Here is a 21,087-nt window from a genome sequence, read left to right as displayed (position 1 = left end):
TTTGTGGTACGGCAACATTTTTACAGCAGACGTCTTTATAATCGCAGCCACTTCGCCAACGAAGTCTGTTTATCCCTCACCTAAGAGAGAAAGAGGAGTCACTATGCAATTAAATCAAGTGCCTGCTGGCCGCGACATCCCCAATGACTTTAACGTCATTATCGAAATCCCTGCCAATGCTGCCCCTATCAAATACGAGTTGGACAAAGAAACGGGCGCAATGTTCGTGGATCGTTTCATGGGTACAGCAATGTTCTACCCAGCGAACTACGGCTATGTGCCACAAACCTTATCCGAAGATGGCGATCCCGTTGACGTGTTAGTCGTGACTCCATTCCCACTGCAGTTGGGTGTGGTGGTACGTTGCCGTGCCTTGGGCGTGCTGAAAATGGAAGATGAATCCGGTATCGACGCTAAATTAGTGGCTGTGCCAGTCGAAAAACTGTGCCCAATGTATAAAGACGTGCAAAAACTGGAAGACCTGCCCCAGTTGTTGCGTGACCAAATCTCCCATTTCTTTGAACATTACAAAGATTTGGAAAAAGGAAAATGGGTTAAGGTACAAGGCTGGGACGATGCAGAAGCCGCCAAAAAAGAATTGGTGGATGGTGTCGCTCGCTACCAACCGTAATCCCACTTGCCTAGCAAGACAAAGAAAGTCGGCGTCCCGCCGGCTTTTTTTGTCGGCATTGCTTAAGCAATAATGTTAAATTAAACCAAAAAACGCTCTTTTTTTGCAGATAGGGTAAACCATGCGACTTTCTTTAGATGCGCTGCTGGTGCTCGATAGCATCGCACGCAATGGCAGCTTTGCAGCAGCGGCTGAAGAATTACATCGTGTGCCGTCTGCCATCACCTACACCATTCAAAAATTAGAACAAGATTTAGCCATCTCTCTGTTCGACCGCAGCGGCCACCGTGCCAAACTGACCGCAATTGGACATGCCTTGTTAGAAGAAGGGCGACAACTGCTGGCGTGTGCCAGTCAACTCGAACAAAAAATGCACAGTCTGGCATCAGGATGGGAGCCAGAACTGCGGATTGCCGTCAGTGATTTATTAGATTTTTCTGCCATACTGGCATCTGTCGCAGAATTTGACCAATACAATCAAGGAACAAGACTTCGTATTCAACGCGAGGTATTTGGTGGAACGTGGGATGCGTTGGTGAATCAACGGGCAGATTTGGTAATCGGTGCCAATGACCATCCTCCGGTTGGCGTGTTATCACAACCTTTGGCACAAGTTAATTTTATCTTTGCTGTGCATCCCGATCATCCGCTGTGCCAACACCCACAGCCCCTTTCTGCCAGTGTTATCCGCCGCTATCGTGCTATCGCTGCGGCTGACAGCTCGCGTCAATTACCACCTCGCTCCAGTAGCTTATTAACCGGACAGGAGGTACTCACTGTGCCCACGATCGACGATAAATTGGCTGCCCAATGTGCCGGTTTGGGCGTGGGGTTTTTACCCGAACGCTTGGCACGACCGGCGATTGCCGCGGGTCAGCTACGCGAGTTGGCAGTGCAAGAGGGCAAACCCTCGACCTTATTATTTTGTGGTTGGCGCGAACGCCAGCCCAGTCATGCACTGGCATGGTTTTTACAACATCTTGCACAAGCTTCAATCAGTGCCCGCCTATGTGGGGGAATCTGATTGATTGCCGCACGCTGCACAGTGTTAGGCAACAGCCCGCGCAGTCATTGGATTGCACAACGGCTTAAGCTGTCACCGCCAACATTGTCCCAGCCCCTCGCTAAGCTTACCCAGCGAGTGGTGTTTGCTGACCAGTTAGGCATCCAGCAACTGTTACATTACCCCAAAGCGGTGTTGCAACGTCATCAATTCGTGGTGGTTGATATCTCGGGCAGTTGGTTTTCGCATCTGGCAAAACGGCGGCAAGCCTTTGGCTATCATCACTATGTGTTATGTGATGGATTGTGGACCGATTTTGGGGTGCAACATGGCTTTGCGTTGTGTGTCGGTGGCAGTCCACGCGCACAACAACGGGCGGCGCGTTTTTTTCATCAACTCGCCCCATGCCGTGGCTTATGGCTACCGTTGGCCACCGCTGAAGATGCCAGTTTTGCCGCTGTATTACTCAACAGCGCCTATTATTTGTTGCTACAGGTCAGTCAGGCACCGCTACATAACCGCGATATCACGTTGCCGTTGGAAATGGTCTGTCAGGCACTGCATACCCAGTTAACACTGAGCGAGCACTTACGGTCGGCGTGCCAACACTATCTGCACGCTCGTCGTACCCCCTTAACCCGTACTGGTTTCCCTCACTTTGTCAAAGAGCTACACCAAGCGTTGGCTGTGATGCCCAACCAAACACAACTGCGGCAACTGTGGCAACAACATCCCCTTCCTGCGCCCTATCAAGACTATTTGCAACAGCTCTTTAAACAGCCACAACCGCATTAGTCGATTAAGCGGCTGATTGCCGCCGAGCCGCCATCGGCTGGCCTAACTCCTGCAACCGCATGTCTGATAGAAAGTCTTTCGCCGCAGTGAACACTTCGTTTTCTTCATCCAAAGCATGTAACCGATAGCGGCGACAAAAACGCTGTACCCGCGTGCGGCTCAGCGCCTGTGCATGCCCTTGCTGCACTTGCTGTAATTGTTCACGCAACACCAACCAGCTCATATTGAGTTCGAGATGCTCGGCTAACAATCGCTCAATCAGGGGGCTGTATTGCGGTGCCACCGTTAACAAGGCGGGGAACAAATTTTGCTCTTCATCAGCATGATGCAAAGGTGCGGCCACATCGAAATAACGCAAAATGCCGTGGATGGTCTGTATCGTCGCGTCGGTAATCCCGAACTGATCCAAGTGTGCCGGCAACTGCGCCAGCTGATGGGTAAAATGCCGCACTTTGTCATGGCAGGCCTCAAGCATTTCAATCGGATGATCGAAACTGGGCGCGAGGGCTTGTCCTATTGGGGTAATTTGAATCATGATAATTAAATTTATCGTCAAAGAAAGCGGCTAAGATGGTGACCATTGATCGTTTTATTGCATCACCCAACTGTGATGAACGTCCTGATTCAAGTGATATTCCACTGCTTGTCATTCACTATATCAGCTTACCGCCGGAACATTTCTGTGGTGAGGGTATTATCCAACTATTTACCAATCAATTAGACCCTAATGCTCACCCTTACTATGCGGCCATTGCCCATTTACGCGTCTCGGCACATTTTTTGATTCGGCGAGATGGAGAACTGATTCAATTTGTTGCCACCGAACAACGCGCTTGGCACGCAGGGGCATCGCAATGGCGAGGGCGCGAACGTTGTAATGATTTTTCCATTGGCATTGAATTAGAAGGTTCGGGTGATGTGCCATTCACTGATGCACAATACCAACGCCTTGCGACACTGGCACAGCAACTCAAACAAAAACACCCTAGCCTGTGTGCCATGACCGGCCATCAACATATCGCCCCTACTCGCAAACAAGACCCCGGTCCCTATTTTGATTGGTCACGCGCAGAAAGCGTGATGGGTTTGCCTTTTTGCAACAACACCGTAGAAGATCACACGCCTAGTCTATAAAAAACCAGCACAAGGCATGACAAACACCTGAATTTTTTGTAATTTCTCTTTGCATGTTTTAGCAAAAGGGGAAAAGACATGGGGATTTGTGATTGGCCAGAGGATGAACGGCCCAGAGAAAAATTGCTGACTCGCGGCGCCGCCAGTTTAAGTGATGCCGAGTTATTGGCCTTGTTTTTACGGACTGGGATAAAGGGCTTGAGTGCAGTCGGTTTGGCAAAACGGGCTTTGGCACAGTTTGGTTCACTGTCTGCGCTCATCCATGCGCCACTACAGGCGTTTGCCGACATTCCCGGTTTAGGGCCGGCGAAATATGCCCAACTGGCGGCAACGGTGGAATTGACCCGTCGAGCGTTGGCCGAGGATTTACACACTGGAGATGTGCTCAGTAACCCCGACAGCGTAAGAAACTATTTACGCTTATTGCTGGCGCGGCGTGAGATTGAAGTATTTCTGGTGTTATTTCTCTCCAATCAAAACCGCGTGTTAGCAGTGGAAGAAGTGGCCCACGGCACCATCAATCAAACCGCTGTTTATCCACGAGAAATTGCCCGCCATGCGCTAAAACATCACGCCACCGCCGTTATCGTGGCGCATAATCATCCCTCCGGCGCCCGCGAGCCAAGCGAAGCCGATCGCGCCTTAACCAAGCGGCTGGTCGCCGCGCTACAACTGCTCGATATCCGTTTACTCGACCACTTTATTGTTGCCGGCACCGCCACGGTTTCGTTTGCTGAGGAAGGATGGCTTTGACCCGGTGCGCGACAAGCCCCGCCGTTCAGGGCTGGGAAGGATAGCGCGGACGACGTAGCCGTCCTTGCCTTTCAGTGTGGTGTCTGCTGCTGTTCGATGTACTGGCGCACGATGGAAATCGGTGCGCCTCCGCAAGACGAAGCGAAGTAGGACGGCGACCACAGCACGCCTTTCCAGTAGCGTTTCTGGATGTCGGGGGCGTTCCTTGCGCAGCCGGTCGATGGCGTCGCCGTCGAACACTTTGCGACGGTACTTCGCCACAAAGACCAAGTGGACGTGCATCTTGAAAACGCAGTGCCGACCATGCCGTATATCGTTGTCATCGATCATAGACCAAGAGTAGGATTGAGCCATGCAACGCCTCCAAGCCTTCAAGTACGAACTGATGCCGACCGGCGAACAGCAGCGCCAGATGCGCCGCTTCGCCGGATCGTGCCGCTTCGTGTTCAACAAGGCGCTGGCGTTGCAGAAGGAACGCTACGAACATGGAGAGAAGAAACTGGGCTATGCGGGCCTGTGCAAGCTGCTCACCGAGTGGCGCAACAGCACAGAAACGGCATGGTTGGCCGATGCGCCGGTGCACCCGCTGCAACAGACGCTCAAGGATTTGGAGCGGGCCTACAGCAACTTCTTCGCCAAGCGGGCGGAATTCCCGCGCTTCAAGAAGAAAGGCCAGAGCGACAGCTTCCGCTATCCCGATCCGAAGCAGATCAAACTCGATCAGGGTAACAGTCGCATCTTCTTGCCCAAGCTGGGCTGGCTGCGCTACCGCCATAGCCGGGCCGTGCTGGGTACGGTGAAGAACGTCACCGTCAGCCAGTCGTGCGGCAAGTGGTTCGTGAGCATCCAGACCGAGCGTGAGGTGGAGCAACCCGTGCCACAGTCCACCACGGCAGTGGGCATCGACATGGGCATTGCCCGGTTCGCCACGCTCTCGGACGGCACGTACTACGCGCCGCTCAACAGCTTCAAGCGACACGAAACGGCGCTACGCAAGGCGCAGCAGGCGCTGAGCCGCAAGACCAAATTCAGCAACAACTGGAAGAAGGCGAAAGCCCGAGTTCAGCGTATCCATTCCCGCATCGGCAACGCCCGCCGCGACTACCTGCACAAGACCACGACCAAGATCAGCCAAAACCACGCGATGGTGTGTATCGAGGACTTGCAGGTACGGAACATGTCCAGGTCGGCGGCAGGCACGGCAGATGCGCTGGGGAAAAACGTTCGGGCCAAATCCGGCTTGAACAAGTCCATCCTCGATCAGGGCTGGTTCGAGTTCCGCCGCCAACTGGACTACAAGCTGGCATGGCGCGGCGGGCATCTCATCGCCGTGCCGCCACGGAACACGAGCCGCACCTGCCCGTACTGCGGACACATCTCGGCGGACAACCGCCAGACGCAAGCCCGGTTTGCGTGTGTGGAATGTGGTTTCGAGGAAAACGCCGATGTCGTCGGCGCGATCAATGTTCTAAGGGCGGGACACGCCCGGTTAGCCTGTGAAGTGAGCGGTGCAGTAATGCCGCCAGCAGCAGGAACCCACCGAAGCGACTTAGGAGCGGTTTAATACCGCGCCTGAGCGCAGTAGGAATCTTCGGCCTTCAGGCCGGGGAGGATGTCAAGCCTCTTGGTTTTGCAATCAGGTAGGGGCCACTAAAAAAAGCTGCCCCTACCCGCCCATCAACCAAACGGACGTTTAGGCTTCCGCACTTGCATCGCTTGATAGATCATTGCAGCGGTAATCGCATCGTTGAGTGCATCATGGCGTGCCAAGGTGGGAATATGCAGCTCGTCCAAAATCGTCTGTAACCGCAAGTCGATATTGGCACCGACATTTTGTTGAATTTTCCAGTCGTAATACAGCGCCGAGATTTCCACTTGTCGCTGTGGCAATTTACAACCGATTAGGGGTTTCACCGTTTTATTTAAAATTGCCACATCATATTCAAGGTAATACCCCAACAACCCCCGTCCCCCGATAAATTCTAATAGCTCAGTCACGGCCTGTTCACAGCTGATCCCTTGCGAGACATCCAAGGGCCGTAAACCGTGGATACTGACACTGGCGGCATCGGGGTTGATGCTGGGTTTGACCACCCGATAAAACGACTCGCTGCTTAGAATCCGATTGCCACGTACCTTGACCGCACCAATCGACAGAATTTCAGCCTCGGCCACATTTAAGCTGGTGGTTTCACAATCGACACTGACCCATTCTTCATCATTGGCCTGAAATAAGACTTCCCAACGCGGATCACGCAATTTACGTTTTGCCCACTGTTGCTGTAACGTCTTAAACATCACATACCCCCTAGGTGGAAGTGATGACGAATCGAGGACTTAAAGCGTTTCACTACAGCAAAAGCTTCTTTGAGCAAATCGCGCTCTAGCGTCGATAATCGTTTGGGTTCAATCAGGTTACTGGCAGGTGCACCAACATCCAGCGCGGTGAGCCCTTGTTGTAAACGCAGGGTTAATAAAAATGACAAGGCTTCATTACAGTCTTGTGCCAACTGAGATTCCAGATGACCTTGTTGCGCTAACACGGTCAGCCGGTCAAAGCTATTGGTTTCGGAAAGATGGTATTGCAAAGCCAGTGCACGCAGGCCATGCACCAAAGGAAAGATCCCACCTTTTTTCAAGTCTAACGTGGCCACACCATTTTCTTCATGCGACAACAGCTGGCCGAATAAACCAAGCGGGGTATCAAATTGCAGCACTGAGCGGGCAAAATGATGGAAGAACATATCGCTGTTATCAAGATGTTCTGATAATACCGTTTTGATTTGTTGCAATAGCGTGCTATCACCTGCCACTGCATGGGCATCGGTGAAAATAGCCAAATTCATCTGTGAATCTTCACGCGGCAGGTTAACCCATTCATAAATGGTGTCTTGCCAAGCCGAAACCGTTTTACACCACGCTTCTCGTGACAACATCACCCCACCGGGGCATGGTGGATAGCCAAACTGATCCAAGGCCTCGGAAAAACGCTGTGTGATCTGCGTAATTTCAGCCATGGTCAACGGACAATCATCCGCCACAATCAGGGCATTATCTTGGTCAGTTTTTAAAATCTGTTCGCCTCGCCCTTCCGATCCCAAGACAACCAAACAGCTATGCGCGATCAATTCTGGTGGCGCAATCAGCGCCCATGCACGGGCAAATAACTGCCCATTTAAGGTTTGCACCAGCTTAGCCAGTTGTGGTGCTTTCACCCCATGCCCCGACAAGATATGCACCAATTTATCAATTTGCTGCGCCACAGGGACTAAAGCTGGCAAGCTCACTGAGCGTTCAAGTTGCTGTGCAATCAGGTGTGAGTGATTCGAGAAATAGGACAATAAATCAATTTGTTCTAACACCCCTACCGGCTTGCCTTGTTCGGTCACCACCACCCGCTGTACCGTGTGATGGGTCATGGTCAACAAAGCATTGAACAAATAGTCGTCAATATCGCAACAGATCAGCGAGAAATGCGCTAACTTGGCCAAGGGGACATCGGCACTGTGCCCAGCAAGAATCACATCGCGAAAGTCACTGACGGTAAAAATCCCGACCTGTTCGCCTTGCCGAATCAACAACGATTTGACCTTATGTTGTTTCATGGCCTGTGCCGCATGCAGTACGGTTGCCTCACCCTCTAAAAATACGGGGGCGCGGGCGGTGACTTCCCGTACCCGAGCGGTCAGCAAGTTTTGTAACTCGGGGTTATGGGTACGGTGTTGTGCCAAGGCAGTAAATTTTTCTGCCACTGTTTGAAAAAAGAAGGCAGCAAAAACCGCGTTGCTCTCAATCAGTTGCAAAATTAAGCTGCGCGGCAAGGTGAATAACAACGCTTCTTCATATACTTCAAAACGGTGTGGGCTATGACCCGCAATCAAGGCACGCGTATCAAAGCTATCGTTGCTGCGAAACACGGCAACGGTTTCCTCTTCGGCCATTTCACGCACAATCCCTTTGATCACCACATACAAAAACTCAGCGGTTTGTGTGGGTTCCAATACGGTTGCACCAGCAGGAAAAAAGACGATATCAGCGGCTTTTGCCACCAATTCACGCTCATAAGGGGTTAAGACATCAAATGGCGGCTGACGGAAATCAAAATGGCTCACGATGATCACTCGACCTTGAAAAGGAAAATGACATCTAGCTTAACTGTTAGTCGCTATTTTGTCGCGCCCATTTGGCATAGGGACAGTAATCGTCGTTGGCAAGCCATCACGGAATAACATCAATTCGCCTTCGGCAAATGCCGTCCATGTTTCATTGTCGGTCAACGGCAATGTCGCAATCACTGCCACGCGATCGTTTGGTGTTGTGACCTGATTAAAATCAATACTCATGTCCTCATCCAATAAATGCGCTTCTGCAAAGGGCGCTTGGCGCACCAAGTAATGCAGTTTGGTCGAACAATGTGCCAATAAAAAATCGCCATTGGACAGCATAAAATTGAAAATCCCATGCTGACGAATGGTGGCGGTAACTTCGGCCACCACCTGACAAAAATCCTCAAGGGCAGGCATGGCATCAAAGCGACTGCGTAATGTTTCTAACAATAAACAGAATGCAGCTTCGGAGTCGGTTTGACCAACAGGTTGATAAAAACGCCCTGCCGGTGGGGTGAAGTTTTCTAAATTACCGTTGTGGGCAAAAATCCAATACCGTCCCCACATTTCACGCTGAAAGGGGTGCACATTGGCTAAGTTGACGGCGCCTTGTGTGGCTTTGCGAATATGGGCAATCACGTTCTCTGATTTGATTGGGTAGGCTTGCACAAAGGCTGCCACAGGCGAATGCGCCGAGGGCATATCGTCGAGGAAGACACGCACCCCACTGTGTTCAAAAAACGCAATGCCCCAGCCGTCGGCGTGGTGGTCGGTCAAACCACCACGACGGGAAAAGCCTTGAAAAGAAAATTGAATGTCAGTTGGGGTGTTGCAATTCATTCCGAGTAGTTGACACATAATTGTTGGCTCCAAATGCAGTATTAAAATACGACTTGCTTTTCTCGCGCGCGGCGTTATCTTACGTCCTTTGCTTTTGTTCAGGAGATGCCGTGACCACGCTCGTCATGGTTAAGAAAGCCGGTGTGGTAAGCATCGCAGGAGACAGCCAATCGACCTTTGGCGAAACCCGTGTTGGTGCGACCTACGACGCCCGCTATAACAAAATTTTTCGCTTAGATGACAATTTTATCGCGGTCTCTGGCAGTGCGGCCCACGATTTGGTGTTGCAGTCCGCTTTGGTCAAACTCAAAAACCGCGATTTGTCGAGCCGTCTGGCGATTTTTGAAACCTTCCGCAAGCTGCATAACAAGCTGAAAGAAGACTATTTCCTCAATACCGAAGAAGAAGACAACGACCCCTATGAATCAAGCCAAATGACCGTGTTAATTGCCAATCCACACGGGATTTTTGCGGTGTATTCGATGCGTGAAGTCTATGAATACCATCGGTTTTGGGCGATTGGCTCGGGCCGTGATTTTGCGCTTGGTGCGATGTATGCCAGCTACGACAGTGCAATGACAGCGGCCGAAATCGCCCAACTTGGGGTAAAAGCAGGGGCAGAATTTGATATTGCCAGCAGTTTGCCAATGACCCTGTACTCATGCAATGCGGCGTTGGCAGAGGATGAAACCTAATGCAAAACGATAAACTTTTCCGTTTTTTATTTGATAGTGCACCGGCACGGGGTGCCCAAGTGCGGCTGCACCACACTTGGCAAACGATCTTACAGCGACGCGATTATCCTGATGTCTTGCGACAACCGTTGGGAGAGCTACTTGCCGCCAGTGCGCTGCTTGGCTCGATGCTGAAATTTGATGGTAGTTTAGTGTTACAGCTACAGGGCAAAGGGGCACTAAAACTTTTAGTCGTGGAATGGAATGCAGATCGCACCTTGCGTGCCACGGCAAAATGGGAAGGCGAGTTACCAACGGCAGCAAGTTTAACGGAACTGTTAGGTCAAGGTCAGTTTGTGTTGATTCTCGACCCGAAAAATGGGACGCCACCCTATCAAGGTATTGTGGCCCTAGAAGGCAATAGCGTTGCTGAGATGCTGCAAGGCTATATGCAACGTTCAGAACAGCTTGAAAGTCGTTTGTGGTTGGCGTGTGATACCGAGGTTGCCTGTGGTTTGTTATTGCAACGTCTACCGGAGGGGCATGGTGAAGCAGAAGATTGGCATCGTTTATGTGCCTTAGCCGGTACGCTGCACACCCCTGAATTATTGGCAACTGACCCTGATATCCTGCGCCATCGTTTATTCCATGAAGAACAGCTGCAGGTGCTGAAAGTGGAAGAACAGGCATTCGGTTGTTCATGTAGCCGTGAACGAGTCGGCGGGATGTTGCAAATGATGGGGGCCGCTGAAGTGAGCGATATTGTGCAAGAACAAGGCAGCGTTGAAATTATCTGCGACTATTGCCACCAGCGTTATGTGTTCGATGAGGAAGATTGCACACAGCTATTTCGTCCCCTGCCCGACCACAATTCGCCAACCTGTCATTGATTTTTGGAGTATTTTTTATGCAGTCATCACCGCATCTGGCCAAACAACGCGGTATCACCGTCTTACAAACCTTGTTATTGACCGGCATTTTGGGTGTTGTGTTGTCGTTGGTCGTGCCGAAGCTGTTACATAGCGAAGCCACTACCACCGCAACCTCTAGCAGCCAGCAACAATAAAAGATGTGGACACCGCCCATGCTTGGGCGGTGTTGTCTTGGATCTAGACCAAATAAGCGCCGGCAAATACCCCTACCATCGCTAAGGCAGAACCAATTTTCGCCACGGTGCCGATAATCAAGCCCAATAAAGTCGCCAGCCCCACTTTACCCGCCTGCCACATCCCACGTTGTGCCATCAGCTCACCGACCGCTGCTCCGACAAAGGGGCCAAGGATCAGGCCGGGGAGACCAAAGACAATCCCCACCAAACCACCAATAAACGCCCCCCACAACGCTTGTTTACTGGCTCCACACACTTTGGCCCCCAACAAACCGGCCACAAAATCAATGGCCATGCCAAAGAACGCGAGGCCAACAATCACCGCCAACGCCACGCCACCAACGGCGAGGAAATCTCCCGCCCATGCCAATAACACCAAGCCAGCGGCTAAAAGAGGTAGGCCGGGAATCGCGGGGAGAATGGTGCCAAGGATGCCAAGAAGAGAAGCGATCACCCCCAAGGCGAGAATGGCAATATCAGTTCCGGTCATTTTTGCTCTTCACTGTATTCGGCCAACAATTCCGCTTGTGCAGCGCGTGAGCGACCACGGCCAGTTTTCCGGCGGTAGCTGCCATCGGCCAGCATTTCCCAAGCATTGGTATTGTCAGTCAGATATAAACGCAAGCCTTCACGGATGACCCGTTTTTTCAAACGGGCATCAAGAATCGGCGTGCAGGTTTCAATGCGGCGGAAGAAATTGCGTCCCATCCAGTCAGCGCTGGCAATAAAGACATCTTCTGCCCCTTCATTCAAGAAATAAAACACGCGAGTATGTTCAAGGAAACGGCCAACAATCGAACGCACACTAATGTTATCAGATACCCCCGGCACACCCGGACGCAGGGCACAGACACCACGCACAATCAGTTGAATTTGTACCCCTGCTTGGCTGGCGGCATACAGTGCTTGAATCACTTGGGGTTCTAACAACGAATTCATCTTGGCGATAATACGGGCAGGTTTGCCAGCACGCGCATGGTCGGCCTCACGTTCAATCAAGGCCATCATCGTTGGATGTAAACTAAAGGGTGATTGCAACAGATGACCCAGCTGATTAGCACGACCTAGCCCAGTAATCTGCACAAAAATATCGTTGACATCGCTGGCGATTTCTTCGTTGCACGTCAACAAACCAAAATCGGTATACAGCCGCGCCGTCCGTGGGTGATAGTTCCCCGTGCCAAGATGCACATAACGGCGCAAAGCGCCTTCTTCACGCCGAACCACCATCAACATTTTGGCATGGACTTTATAGCCATAGACGCCGTAAACCACATGCGCCCCTGCATCTTCCAAACGGCTGGCCCAACTGATGTTCGCTTCTTCATCAAAACGCGCCATCAGTTCAACCACCACTGTCACTTGTTTTCCAGCGCGCGCAGCCATAATCAGCGACTCCATCAACGCCGATTCGGTACCTGTGCGGTACACCGTCATCTTAATGGCGACAACTTGTGGATCAGTGGCAGCAATATGCAACAGATCAATCACCGGTTGGAAACTTTGGTAGGGGTGATGCAATAAAATATCGCCCTTGCGAATCGCTGCCAGCAAACCAGACTTTTTACGTAATACCTCTGGCAGGGTGGGTGTAAAGGAAGCAAATTTCAAATCAGGGCGATCGACTAAATCGGGCACCGACATTAAACGAACCAAATTCACTGGGCCATCGACCCGGAAAATATCGCGCCGTTCTAAATTAAACTGGTTGAGTAAAAACTCTTCCATGTGTGGCGGGCAGGTATCGGCAATCTCTAATCGCACTGCCTCACCATATTGACGATGGCGTAATTCACCTTGCAGCGCCGTGCGCAGATTTTTTACCTCGTCTTCTTCCACATTTAATTCACTGTTGCGGGTAACACGGAATTGATAGCATCCCTTCACCGTCATACCCGAAAACAGTTCTTGGGCATGGGCATGCAAAATAGACGACAAAAACACAAAGCAGGCTTTATCGCCACACAGTTCACGCGGTAGACGAATCACCCGAGGTAAAATCCGTGGCGCTTGCACAATGGCAATGCCCGAATTGCGCCCAAACGCATCTTTGCCTTCTAATTCAATAGCGAAGTTCAAGCTTTTGTTGAGGAGTTTTGGGAAGGGATGAGAAGGATCGAGACCAATCGGGGTCAAAATTGGCATCACTTCCTTAAAGAAATATTGCCGAATCCAAGCCCGTAACTCATCGCTCCAGTCATTGCGACGAATAAAAACAATACCTTCCTTCTCAAGCGCAGGAAAGACCATTTCTTTCATCAAGGCATATTGCCGTGTCACCAAAGCATGGGCGGCATCAGACAGCCGCGCTAACGCTTGGCGCGGGGTAATGCCGTCAGGTAGAACACGTTCTGGCCGCAAGGCAGCTTCTTCACGCAACCACGCCACCCTGACTTCGAATAATTCGTCCAGATTAGATGAAACAATACATAAAAAACGCAGGCGCTCTAGTAAAGGCACAGCAGGGTCTTCCGCTTGTGCCAGCACCCGACGATTGAATTCAATCAAACCAATTTCACGATTTAGCAGTAAGTCAGCAGCAGGAGTTGTCATCAGATTAGCGTCAAAGTCAGTGAATAAAAACGCCCGAGACCAACAGGAAACGGGCGCCGATAACAGTTATGCCTTTGGAGGAACAAAGCCAGACACGGCATCTGCTCCCTGACCAAAGAAGTAATTTTGTAGCTGTTGCGTCAGATATTGACGAGCACGTGGATCAGCCAAGCTCAAACGGTTTTCATTGATCAACATGGTTTGATGGCGAATCCAACCTTGCCATGCTTCTTTTGAAACGTTGTCATACAATTTCTGACCCAATTCACCGGGCAGCGGGGCAAAATCCATTCCCTCAGCTTCACGACCCAGTTTGATACAGTTCACCATACGGCTCATCAATCTATCCTTTTTTAGCCAAACCATACACGCGGCAGATTGCCGGAGTATGAACACGCCTCATTTTTTAACAAGGCAACCGGAAAGAGAAGATAGCGACGACAGGGGTAATTCACAATCCAAGTTAATCAACTATCGAAGAAGAAGCATCCTTGAACGACGTAGGCTCGGTATCCGAACAGGGGAGGCTCATCTGTTGTGCATCAAAAACACACCACTGCCCGCCCCGTTTTTTTGCCTCATACATCGCAGCATCGGCCACCGCAGTCAGCATCATGGCATCGGTCGCATGTTGCGGAAACACCGCCACCCCAATGCTGCTTCCCACATGACAGGCTTGGCCTTCAAAGACGAACGGCAGCTGTGCAATATGGTCTTGCACGCGTTGCGCCACCACTGCCGCTGCCTCTAAATCGGCATCTGGCAATAAAATGGCGAACTCATCTCCCCCTAGACGATATAACCATTCGCCAGTACGCAACACATAACCTAATGTACGGGCAATTTCGATTAACACCTGATCGCCAGCGGCATGACCATAGTTGTCGTTCACTTGCTTAAAGCGGTTGAGATCGAACAATAAAATAGCCAGTGGATGTTGCTGTTGTTGTGCTTGCTGCAAAGCATGTTCGATATCATGTTGGAAACGCCGTCGGTTAAAAATCCCAGTCAACGTATCGCGCTCTGCCAAAACACGCAGTTGTTCTGCATAAGCACGTTCATCAGTCACATCTTGGAACACCCACAAACGGCCATTTTCCTCACCACTGACCGGCACATTAAAGGCAGTCAAAATCACCCCTGCATCTACTTCAAACTCCCGCACCACATCCTCAACCTGTGGTTGAGCAAAGAGTTGCGGCAAAAGCGACGGGAGAGGGCATTGATTTAGCACAGGTGCCGGTGGCAAGCCCCAGAGTTGGGCAAAAGCAGGATTGGCATAGACAATCCGATCTTGATGATCGACAAACACCACGCCGACTTGTAAAGAGGAGAACAACGCACGCAACCGCGCTTGTTCTCGTTGTGCTTGTCGCAGATGCAATTCATTTTCTTGTTGCACTGCTTGTAGCTCAGCAATGGCTTGTTGTAAGGCCAAATCTGCCTGTTTTTGACTGGTGTAATCCAATAGGCTAGCGCGTAGCCCTAAAAAGCGCCGTTCTTGGCTATAAAGCGGCTGCCAATTCGCAATCACCCAAATAATCCGACCATCACGATGACGCATCCGGAATTGAAACCCCTGACCGGCACTTTGTTGGCGAATGGCTTGGCTAATATAGTCGCGCACTTGTTCGCTGTCTTCGGGGTGAATGATGTCGTCTAATAAGCGAACTTTTTCGTTGAGCAATTCCTCAGCCCGATAGCCGGTAATTCTTTCCACCGAAGGATTGAGCCAATAGAGCTTACCTTCACGGTTAAGCCACATTTCCCAAGCGTAGGTATAGTCGGCAATGGCATGGAGCGTTTCTCGTTGTTGCCGTAGTGTGCTCATTTGTTCACGCAGGGCATCGCGCATCTGAGCAAAGGCGGCGGCTAACCGACCAATTTCATTGGCATTGCTTGGCGGTAACGAGGCTTGATAATCTCCAGCAGCAATGGCCCGTGCAGCGCGGATTAACGCCGACAGCGGGCGGCCAATCCAAAGGCCGATTAAGGCCGTCAATAAACCGAGCAACAGAATACTGACTACCATCACCAATAACACCTGTAACAACAGCGTTTTCAATGCAGCGGTGGCTGTTTGTAATGATAAAACATAACTGACTTGACCGATCACCTTGCCACCATCGGTAATCACGCTACGTTGATACACGCCTTCAGACAGGGAAAATAACAGCGACACAGAAGCCAACGTCTCTTGTTGTCGTGATGGGGAAGGTATGATTTGTGATTGTTGTAACAGTGCAATTTGTTGCCCCTGTTGGTTTTCCACCGCGAGATACAACAAATCACTTTGCGTGAAGGACTGATTGACCAAATCGACGACACGAGGGTAATCCTCATAACGCAATGGCTCTTGTAAAACCGCTTGTAGCAGTTGCCGCACTTCATGGCTGCGAACTTGTAGGGCTTGACGTGTGCTGTGTTCCCACGAAAACAACATAATCAGCAACATCATGCCAACCAATAAGAGATTGGCCAAAAAACCTAGCGCAATCAAACGAAAGCGCAAGGTTCGCACAAAGCGCGCACAGCCTTGTTGCTGGGTGTCAGTTGAGTGTGAGCCCGCAGAAGGGGAAGGATATGATTCGTGCATCAGACAAAACACCCCCAACAGCAACAGAAATAAAGACAGAATGTCAGGTTGTACCGATCCCAGCTCGCTTTGACAATCCGTGTAGCTACGGTCGTTTGAAAGAGAGTCACCAGATTGTGCGACTTACGCTGAATTCTGTTAAGACAACGTTTTGATTAACACTTGTGAGCGGCGTTGGTGATTATAAAAAGCTTTTTTTGCCTCGGGCAGTGCCTCGGGTGTCGCCAATACAAAACCATGCTCGACAAACCAATGTGCCGTTTGTGTTGTTAAAACAAAGAGTTTAGCAACCCCTTTGGCACGGGCCTGTCGCTCGACCTGCTGCACCAAAGCATCACCATATCCCCCATCTCGCCACTGCGGATCAACTGCTAAACATGCTAATTCTGCCATTTGCTCTTTGGGATAAGGGTGCATGGCGACACAGCCAATAATCATCCCGTCATGCTCGACCACAAAATAGTGCTGAATTTCCATCTCAATCAGCTCACGCCCACGTTTGACCAACGCGCCTCTTTGTTCCAACGGTTCGATCAATGCCAAAATCGCACCGACATCATCAATCGTTGCCGTACGCATTTTGACTAGATTTTCACGTGAAATCATGGTGCCAATCCCATCGTGGGTGAAAAGCTCGGTCAGCAACGCACCCTCTTCACGATGACTCACCAAATGCGCCCGTGCCACACCTTTACGTGTGGCGCGGGTGGCACAGGCTAAATAGGTCCATAGACTGCCCGGGGTCAGTTCTTTTTCTTCTAATAGCTGCTCGGCCTCGCCAGCAGTTAACTCGGCTAAAAATGTCCCGTCTTCACTGTGTACGCCATCGCTGTCGGCGAGGAAAATCAGTTTGTCTGCTTGCAAATTCACCGCCAGATCAGTCGCTAATTCTTCCATCGTCAAATTAAAGCTTTCGCCGGTTGGCGAAAACCCTAATGGCGAGAATAAAACGATTTCACCGAGGGCAAGGTGGTCGCGAATTGCTTGCACATCAATTCGCCGCACTTGGCCGGTATATTGCATGTCCACCCCATCCAACACACCGAGGGGACGCGCCACCACAAAATTCCCACTGCTAATACGCAAGTTTGCCCCCGCCATTGGGGAATTAGGGAGTGCGAGACTGAGCTGTGATTCAATTTCTGCCCGCGCCAGCCCGACGGCTTGCCGTACCGCAGCTAAGCCCTCGCCATCGGTAATCCGCCGACTGCCGTGGTAACGCGAAACAATTCCCTTGGTGGCTAAAACTGCATCGATTTGTGGCCGAATGCCGTGCACCAAAACCACCCGCACCCCAAGACTAATCAACACATTTAAGTCATAACACAATGGCGCTAGACGATCGGTTTCTAATAACTCACCACCAAACGCAATCACAAACGTCTTGTTACGAAAGGCGTGAATATAAGGCGCGGCTTCACGAAAGGCGTAGACAAAAGCAGGGGTATGTAATGACGTCATCAGGCAAACTCAGATAAAGGAGAATAAACAATCACAAATTATGCCAGCGCTGTTAGCAAAATTACCGTTGAGAAGGTCTCTCGCTACAAGGCTTCTGGCACAATAACGCGGTTTAGCAGAGATCTCTGCTATTTTTTTCTTTGCCTAGGATAGCAAACCATGTTTTCTACGCTTAAACAGGCCATCGCTGGGGCACAAATTTTATTTGTTGCCTTTGGTGCTTTGGTTCTGGTTCCTCTTTTGACTGGATTAAATCCAGCCATGGCCCTGCTAGGTGCAGGGATTGGTACACTGTTATTTCAACTGTGTACACGCAATCAGGTGCCGATTTTTCTCGGGTCATCCTTTGCATTTATCGCCCCAATTATCTATGCCACCCAAACTTGGGGTTTACCCTCAACCATGTTTGGTTTGTTTGCTGCCGGCTTTATGTATTTTGTCTTTGCTGGTTTAGTGCGTTGGCGTGGCATTGAAGCGGTTCATACCTTGTTGCCGCCGGTGGTCATTGGCCCAGTCATTATGATTATCGGTTTGTCAGTCGCCACTGTCGCCAGCAATATGGCAATGGGTCGAGCAGGCAGCGAACAAGTTATTCCGTACAGCACAGCATTGATACTGGCGACAATTTCCTTAACCACGACTGTTATTGTGGCGATTTTTGCCCAAGGCATGTTCCGTTTGGTGCCCATCTTAGCAGGGGTTTCCGTCGGTTATATTGCAGCCAGCGTGATGGGCTTGGTTGATTTCGGCAAAATTGCGGCCGCCCCTTGGTTTGCAGTACCCCATTTTGTCACGCCAGAAGTGAACTGGGCAGCAGCACTGTTTATGTTGCCAGTGGCGATTGCACCAGCGATTGAACATATCGGGGGGGTGATGGCAATTGGTGGGGTAACGGGCAAAGACTACACCAAAACACCGGGCCTACACCGCACCTTGGCGGGGGATGGTTTGGGGGTGTGTTTTGCTGGTTTAATCGGCGGGCCGCCGGTTACCACTTATGCCGAGGTTACCGGTGCGGTGATGATTACCCGCAACTTCAATCCAAAAGTGATGACATGGGCAGCTATTTTCGCTATTGCGATGGCTTTCTTCGGTAAATTTAATGCCTTGCTGCAATCCATTCCGATGCCGGTGATGGGCGGTATTATGGTCTTGCTTTTCGGCACGATTGCCTCGATTGGGCTGAAAACGTTGATCGAAGCCAAAGTCGATTTAATGGCCCCTCGCAATTTGGTGATTGTCTCGGTGGTATTAACCACAGGTATCGGGGCATTAGAGCTAAAAATTGGCGACTTCTCTTTGGTTGGTGTGGGGTTATGTTCGGTATTGGCGATTATCTTGAACTTGATCTTGCCAAAACGCGAAGCCCATCACGAGGGGATTCGTGAAGGGCAAGATATTTAAATCTATTGAATACACGCCCACGCATTTTCCTTTCTCGCAGGAATAGATTAGGAAAGGAAAATGCGGCTAGTTCGAAAAATTGGCTGTTCCATGCTGTACCTCAATACGGATCACACATTGGAAAAAAATTAGATAAATCCTGCGATGGCTGAACTCAGTACACTCTATTTGCCAGAGAAATATGCGGTACAAGTTCGCACGCTATTAGAAAAGCATATCCCAGAAGCGACAGTTTGGGCGTATGGCTCTCGGGTACGAGGCGATCATTACGAAGCGAGTGATTTGAACCTAATGGCGTGCTTTCCTGCTGATAAAAAACGGGATGTCTTTCGTTTAAGTGTGGTGAGAGAGGCTTTTGTTGAAAGCCATATCCCAATCATCGTACAGATTGTCGATTGGGATGCGATTCCTGAGTCGTTTAAGGAAGAAATTTTGGCGGGGTATGTCGTGGTGCAAAAACCAGATGTTGAACCTACCGCCTAAAGCGGCAACAGACAAGGCATGATTTATCCGTACGATGCAGCCACCCCAAAGGGGTGACTGGTTCTGAGTTAAATCGTACGCGAATAACGGGCATGGGTTTGTTTTTCGCGCAGATGACGGTCAAACACCATTGCGACCGTGCGAATCAGAAAACGACCACGGGGGCTGATGGTGAGCCATTCATCGTCAATTTCCAACAAGCCCAGCGTTTGATATTCCGCCAGTTTTTCCAATTCCCACGCGAAATAACGCTTAAAGTCAATGCCGAAACTTTCACTGATGGCGTCCATCGACAGAGCAAAACGACACATCAAGGCTTGAATCACCGTTCTTCGTAGCAAATCATCGGCAGATAAACATAAACCACGCAAAATCGGCAGTTGGCCTGCATCCAACGCTGCATAGTATTGCTCGATTTCTTTGTGATTTTGTGCGTAGCTGGGGCCGACTTTCCCAATCGAAGACACACCAATGGCAATCAAATCATGGTCGGCATGAGTCGAATAGCCTTGGAAATTACGCTGCAACCGCCCTTGTTGTAAAGCCACTGCCAATTCATCTTCTGGTAGGGCAAAATGGTCCATCCCAATAAAAACATAACCTGCTGTCCCAAGGTGTTGCACCGCCATCTGCAGAATATCGAGCTTCACCTCTGGTACAGGCAATTCTGCTTCGTTGATACGCCGCTGCGGCATAAACACCGAAGGCAGATGGGCATAGTTATACAAAGCTAAACGGTCAGGACGAATGGCTAATACTCGATCAAGGGTCTCTTGTACCGAAGCCAATGTTTGTAATGGCAGGCCATAAATCAAATCCAAACTGATCGATTTAAAGCCAGAAGCTCGCGCAGCTTCAATCACCACACGTGTTTCTTCTTCACTTTGAATGCGGTTAACGGCTTGCTGGACAAGCGGATTAAAATCCTGTACACCAACAGACATGCGGTTAAAACCCAGTTGTGCCAAGTGCGCGACGGTCTGTGCAGTGACTTTGCGTGGGTCAATCTCAATCGAGAATTCCCCATGTGGCAATAGATGAAAAGTCCGGCGAATTGCCGTCATCAGCCGTGTCATCTGCTCATCGCTGAGAAAAGTCGGTGTGCCGCCGCCAAAATGAAGCTGGATCAAATCTTGCTTATCGCCGAGCAAATCGGCGTATAAGGCAAGTTCGCGTTCCAGATAGTCTATGTACTGGTCTGCACGCGAACGATCTTTCGTGATAATTTTATTGCAACCGCAGTAGTAACAGACGGTATTGCAAAAAGGGATATGCACATACAACGACAACGGCCCAGCATTCGCACCAATTTGCCTTTGCTGTAAGCTATGTCGATAATCCAATTCTCCAAACTCGCTGCTAAATCGATCAGCAGTCGGGTAGGAGGTATAACGCGGTCCACTGCCGTCCAACCGCTCAATGAGCTGACGGTCGAATTCAAAACGAGCTGATGGAGAAGCTAACATGGCAAAATTCGCAGTGCTCATAAAGAAATATCCTATTCAATGGCTGCACTGTGCCTGAGCCAACTCAGATTGTTTTTGAC

21 protein-coding genes and 1 pseudogene are annotated in these 21,087 nt (G+C 50.4%); 11 read left to right on the top strand and 11 right to left on the bottom strand.

Annotation, left to right across the window (positions count from 1 at the left end):
• The first annotated feature begins 103 nt into the window (after positions 1-103).
• The 3 genes from ppa (at position 104) to ACTBZS_RS02775 (ending at position 2,429) form a co-directional block, all read left to right on the top strand.
• Positions 104-631: an inorganic diphosphatase gene (gene ppa / locus ACTBZS_RS02785; RefSeq protein WP_460431376.1), complete on the top strand. Its 528-nt coding sequence runs from the start codon at positions 104-106 to the stop codon at positions 629-631.
• Positions 632-752: 121 nt separating this feature from the next.
• A complete protein-coding gene (locus ACTBZS_RS02780; protein ID WP_460431375.1) occupies positions 753-1,655 on the top strand; it encodes a LysR family transcriptional regulator in 903 nt (300 codons plus the stop codon).
• Positions 1,656-2,429: a hypothetical protein gene (locus ACTBZS_RS02775; RefSeq protein ID WP_463043197.1), complete on the top strand. Its 774-nt coding sequence runs from the start codon at positions 1,656-1,658 to the stop codon at positions 2,427-2,429.
• A gap of 4 nt (positions 2,430-2,433) precedes the next feature.
• Here ACTBZS_RS02775 and ACTBZS_RS02770 read toward each other — a convergent pair whose 3' ends face one another.
• Positions 2,434-2,964 carry a hemerythrin domain-containing protein gene (locus ACTBZS_RS02770; protein ID WP_460431373.1) on the bottom strand — a complete coding sequence of 177 codons (531 nt, stop codon included), beginning with the start codon at positions 2,962-2,964 and terminating at the stop codon, positions 2,434-2,436.
• Positions 2,965-2,999: 35 nt separating this feature from the next.
• Here ACTBZS_RS02770 and ampD point away from each other — a divergent pair, with 35 nt between their 5' ends.
• Together ampD and radC are read left to right on the top strand one after the other, a co-directional pair.
• Positions 3,000-3,563 (top strand): 1,6-anhydro-N-acetylmuramyl-L-alanine amidase AmpD, encoded by a 564-nt coding sequence (ampD, locus tag ACTBZS_RS02765; RefSeq protein ID WP_460431372.1) that lies wholly within the window; start codon positions 3,000-3,002, stop codon positions 3,561-3,563.
• A 78-nt stretch (positions 3,564-3,641) separates the two neighbouring features.
• Complete coding sequence (radC, locus tag ACTBZS_RS02760) at positions 3,642-4,316, top strand: RadC family protein (protein WP_463043196.1); 675 nt, start codon at positions 3,642-3,644, stop codon at positions 4,314-4,316.
• Between the two features lie 71 nt (positions 4,317-4,387).
• Here radC and ACTBZS_RS02755 read toward each other — a convergent pair.
• Positions 4,388-4,646: pseudogene (locus ACTBZS_RS02755) on the bottom strand (transposase).
• Between the two features lie 22 nt (positions 4,647-4,668).
• Between ACTBZS_RS02755 and ACTBZS_RS02750 the strand changes: the two are divergent.
• Positions 4,669-5,880 carry an RNA-guided endonuclease InsQ/TnpB family protein gene (locus ACTBZS_RS02750; protein WP_463043195.1) on the top strand — a complete coding sequence of 404 codons (1,212 nt, stop codon included), beginning with the start codon at positions 4,669-4,671 and terminating at the stop codon, positions 5,878-5,880.
• A 113-nt stretch (positions 5,881-5,993) separates the two neighbouring features.
• On the opposite strand, the gene ACTBZS_RS02745 is transcribed toward ACTBZS_RS02750, so the two are convergent.
• From ACTBZS_RS02745 to ACTBZS_RS02735, 3 genes are read right to left on the bottom strand one after another with little or no spacing between them, the layout of a single operon-like run.
• Positions 5,994-6,614 (bottom strand): 3'-5' exonuclease, encoded by a 621-nt coding sequence (locus ACTBZS_RS02745; RefSeq protein ID WP_463043194.1) that lies wholly within the window; start codon positions 6,612-6,614, stop codon positions 5,994-5,996.
• Positions 6,614-8,428 (bottom strand): putative nucleotidyltransferase substrate binding domain-containing protein, encoded by a 1,815-nt coding sequence (locus tag ACTBZS_RS02740; RefSeq protein ID WP_463043193.1) that lies wholly within the window; start codon positions 8,426-8,428, stop codon positions 6,614-6,616. The genes ACTBZS_RS02745 and ACTBZS_RS02740 overlap by 1 nt, the downstream gene beginning before the upstream one ends.
• 39 nt (positions 8,429-8,467) lie before the next feature.
• On the bottom strand, positions 8,468-9,280 hold the full coding sequence (locus tag ACTBZS_RS02735) for a class II glutamine amidotransferase (protein WP_463043192.1): 813 nt from the start codon (positions 9,278-9,280) through the stop codon (positions 8,468-8,470).
• A 92-nt stretch (positions 9,281-9,372) separates the two neighbouring features.
• Here ACTBZS_RS02735 and ACTBZS_RS02730 point away from each other — a divergent pair, with 92 nt between their 5' ends.
• Genes ACTBZS_RS02730 through ACTBZS_RS02720 form a run of 3 tightly spaced genes read left to right on the top strand, consistent with a single transcriptional unit; the run spans position 9,373 to position 11,002 of the window.
• On the top strand, positions 9,373-9,957 hold the full coding sequence (locus tag ACTBZS_RS02730) for an MFS transporter (protein WP_460430311.1): 585 nt from the start codon (positions 9,373-9,375) through the stop codon (positions 9,955-9,957).
• Positions 9,957-10,826, top strand: a complete 870-nt coding sequence (gene hslO, locus ACTBZS_RS02725) for an Hsp33 family molecular chaperone HslO (protein WP_463043191.1) — start codon at positions 9,957-9,959, stop codon at positions 10,824-10,826. The genes ACTBZS_RS02730 and hslO overlap by 1 nt, the downstream gene beginning before the upstream one ends.
• Before the next feature lie 17 nt (positions 10,827-10,843).
• A complete protein-coding gene (locus ACTBZS_RS02720; RefSeq protein WP_463043190.1) occupies positions 10,844-11,002 on the top strand; it encodes a hypothetical protein in 159 nt (52 codons plus the stop codon).
• 43 nt (positions 11,003-11,045) lie between these two features.
• Here the strand turns inward: ACTBZS_RS02720 and ACTBZS_RS02715 are convergent, their stop codons facing one another.
• The 5 genes from ACTBZS_RS02715 to argA all read right to left on the bottom strand — a co-directional run bounded on the left by ACTBZS_RS02715 (position 11,046) and on the right by argA (position 17,654).
• On the bottom strand, positions 11,046-11,534 hold the full coding sequence (locus ACTBZS_RS02715) for a DUF456 domain-containing protein (protein ID WP_460430308.1): 489 nt from the start codon (positions 11,532-11,534) through the stop codon (positions 11,046-11,048).
• Entirely contained in the window at positions 11,531-13,597 is a 2,067-nt protein-coding gene (ppk1, locus tag ACTBZS_RS02710) for a polyphosphate kinase 1 (protein WP_463043189.1), read from the bottom strand. The genes ACTBZS_RS02715 and ppk1 overlap by 4 nt, the downstream gene beginning before the upstream one ends.
• A 66-nt stretch (positions 13,598-13,663) precedes the next feature.
• Complete coding sequence (locus ACTBZS_RS02705) at positions 13,664-13,936, bottom strand: oxidative damage protection protein (protein ID WP_022654291.1); 273 nt, start codon at positions 13,934-13,936, stop codon at positions 13,664-13,666.
• Between the two features lie 124 nt (positions 13,937-14,060).
• Complete coding sequence (locus ACTBZS_RS02700) at positions 14,061-16,193, bottom strand: diguanylate cyclase domain-containing protein (RefSeq protein ID WP_463043188.1); 2,133 nt, start codon at positions 16,191-16,193, stop codon at positions 14,061-14,063.
• A 138-nt stretch (positions 16,194-16,331) separates the two neighbouring features.
• Entirely contained in the window at positions 16,332-17,654 is a 1,323-nt protein-coding gene (argA, locus tag ACTBZS_RS02695) for an amino-acid N-acetyltransferase (protein WP_460430305.1), read from the bottom strand.
• Between the two features lie 159 nt (positions 17,655-17,813).
• Here argA and ACTBZS_RS02690 point away from each other — a divergent pair, with 159 nt between their 5' ends.
• Together ACTBZS_RS02690 and ACTBZS_RS02685 are read left to right on the top strand one after the other, a co-directional pair.
• Positions 17,814-19,058 (top strand): uracil-xanthine permease family protein, encoded by a 1,245-nt coding sequence (locus ACTBZS_RS02690; RefSeq protein WP_460430304.1) that lies wholly within the window; start codon positions 17,814-17,816, stop codon positions 19,056-19,058.
• Between the two features lie 144 nt (positions 19,059-19,202).
• Positions 19,203-19,541 (top strand): nucleotidyltransferase family protein, encoded by a 339-nt coding sequence (locus ACTBZS_RS02685; protein WP_463043187.1) that lies wholly within the window; start codon positions 19,203-19,205, stop codon positions 19,539-19,541.
• A gap of 68 nt (positions 19,542-19,609) precedes the next feature.
• Here the strand turns inward: ACTBZS_RS02685 and hemN are convergent, their stop codons facing one another.
• A complete protein-coding gene (gene hemN / locus ACTBZS_RS02680; RefSeq protein WP_022654296.1) occupies positions 19,610-21,028 on the bottom strand; it encodes an oxygen-independent coproporphyrinogen III oxidase in 1,419 nt (472 codons plus the stop codon).
• Between the last annotated feature and the right edge of the window lie 59 nt (positions 21,029-21,087).

The sequence above is a fragment of the Aquaspirillum sp. genome, assembly GCF_055136605.1.
Note: the sequence above shows the minus strand (reverse complement) of the source record. Positions and strands in the feature narration are given on the sequence as shown.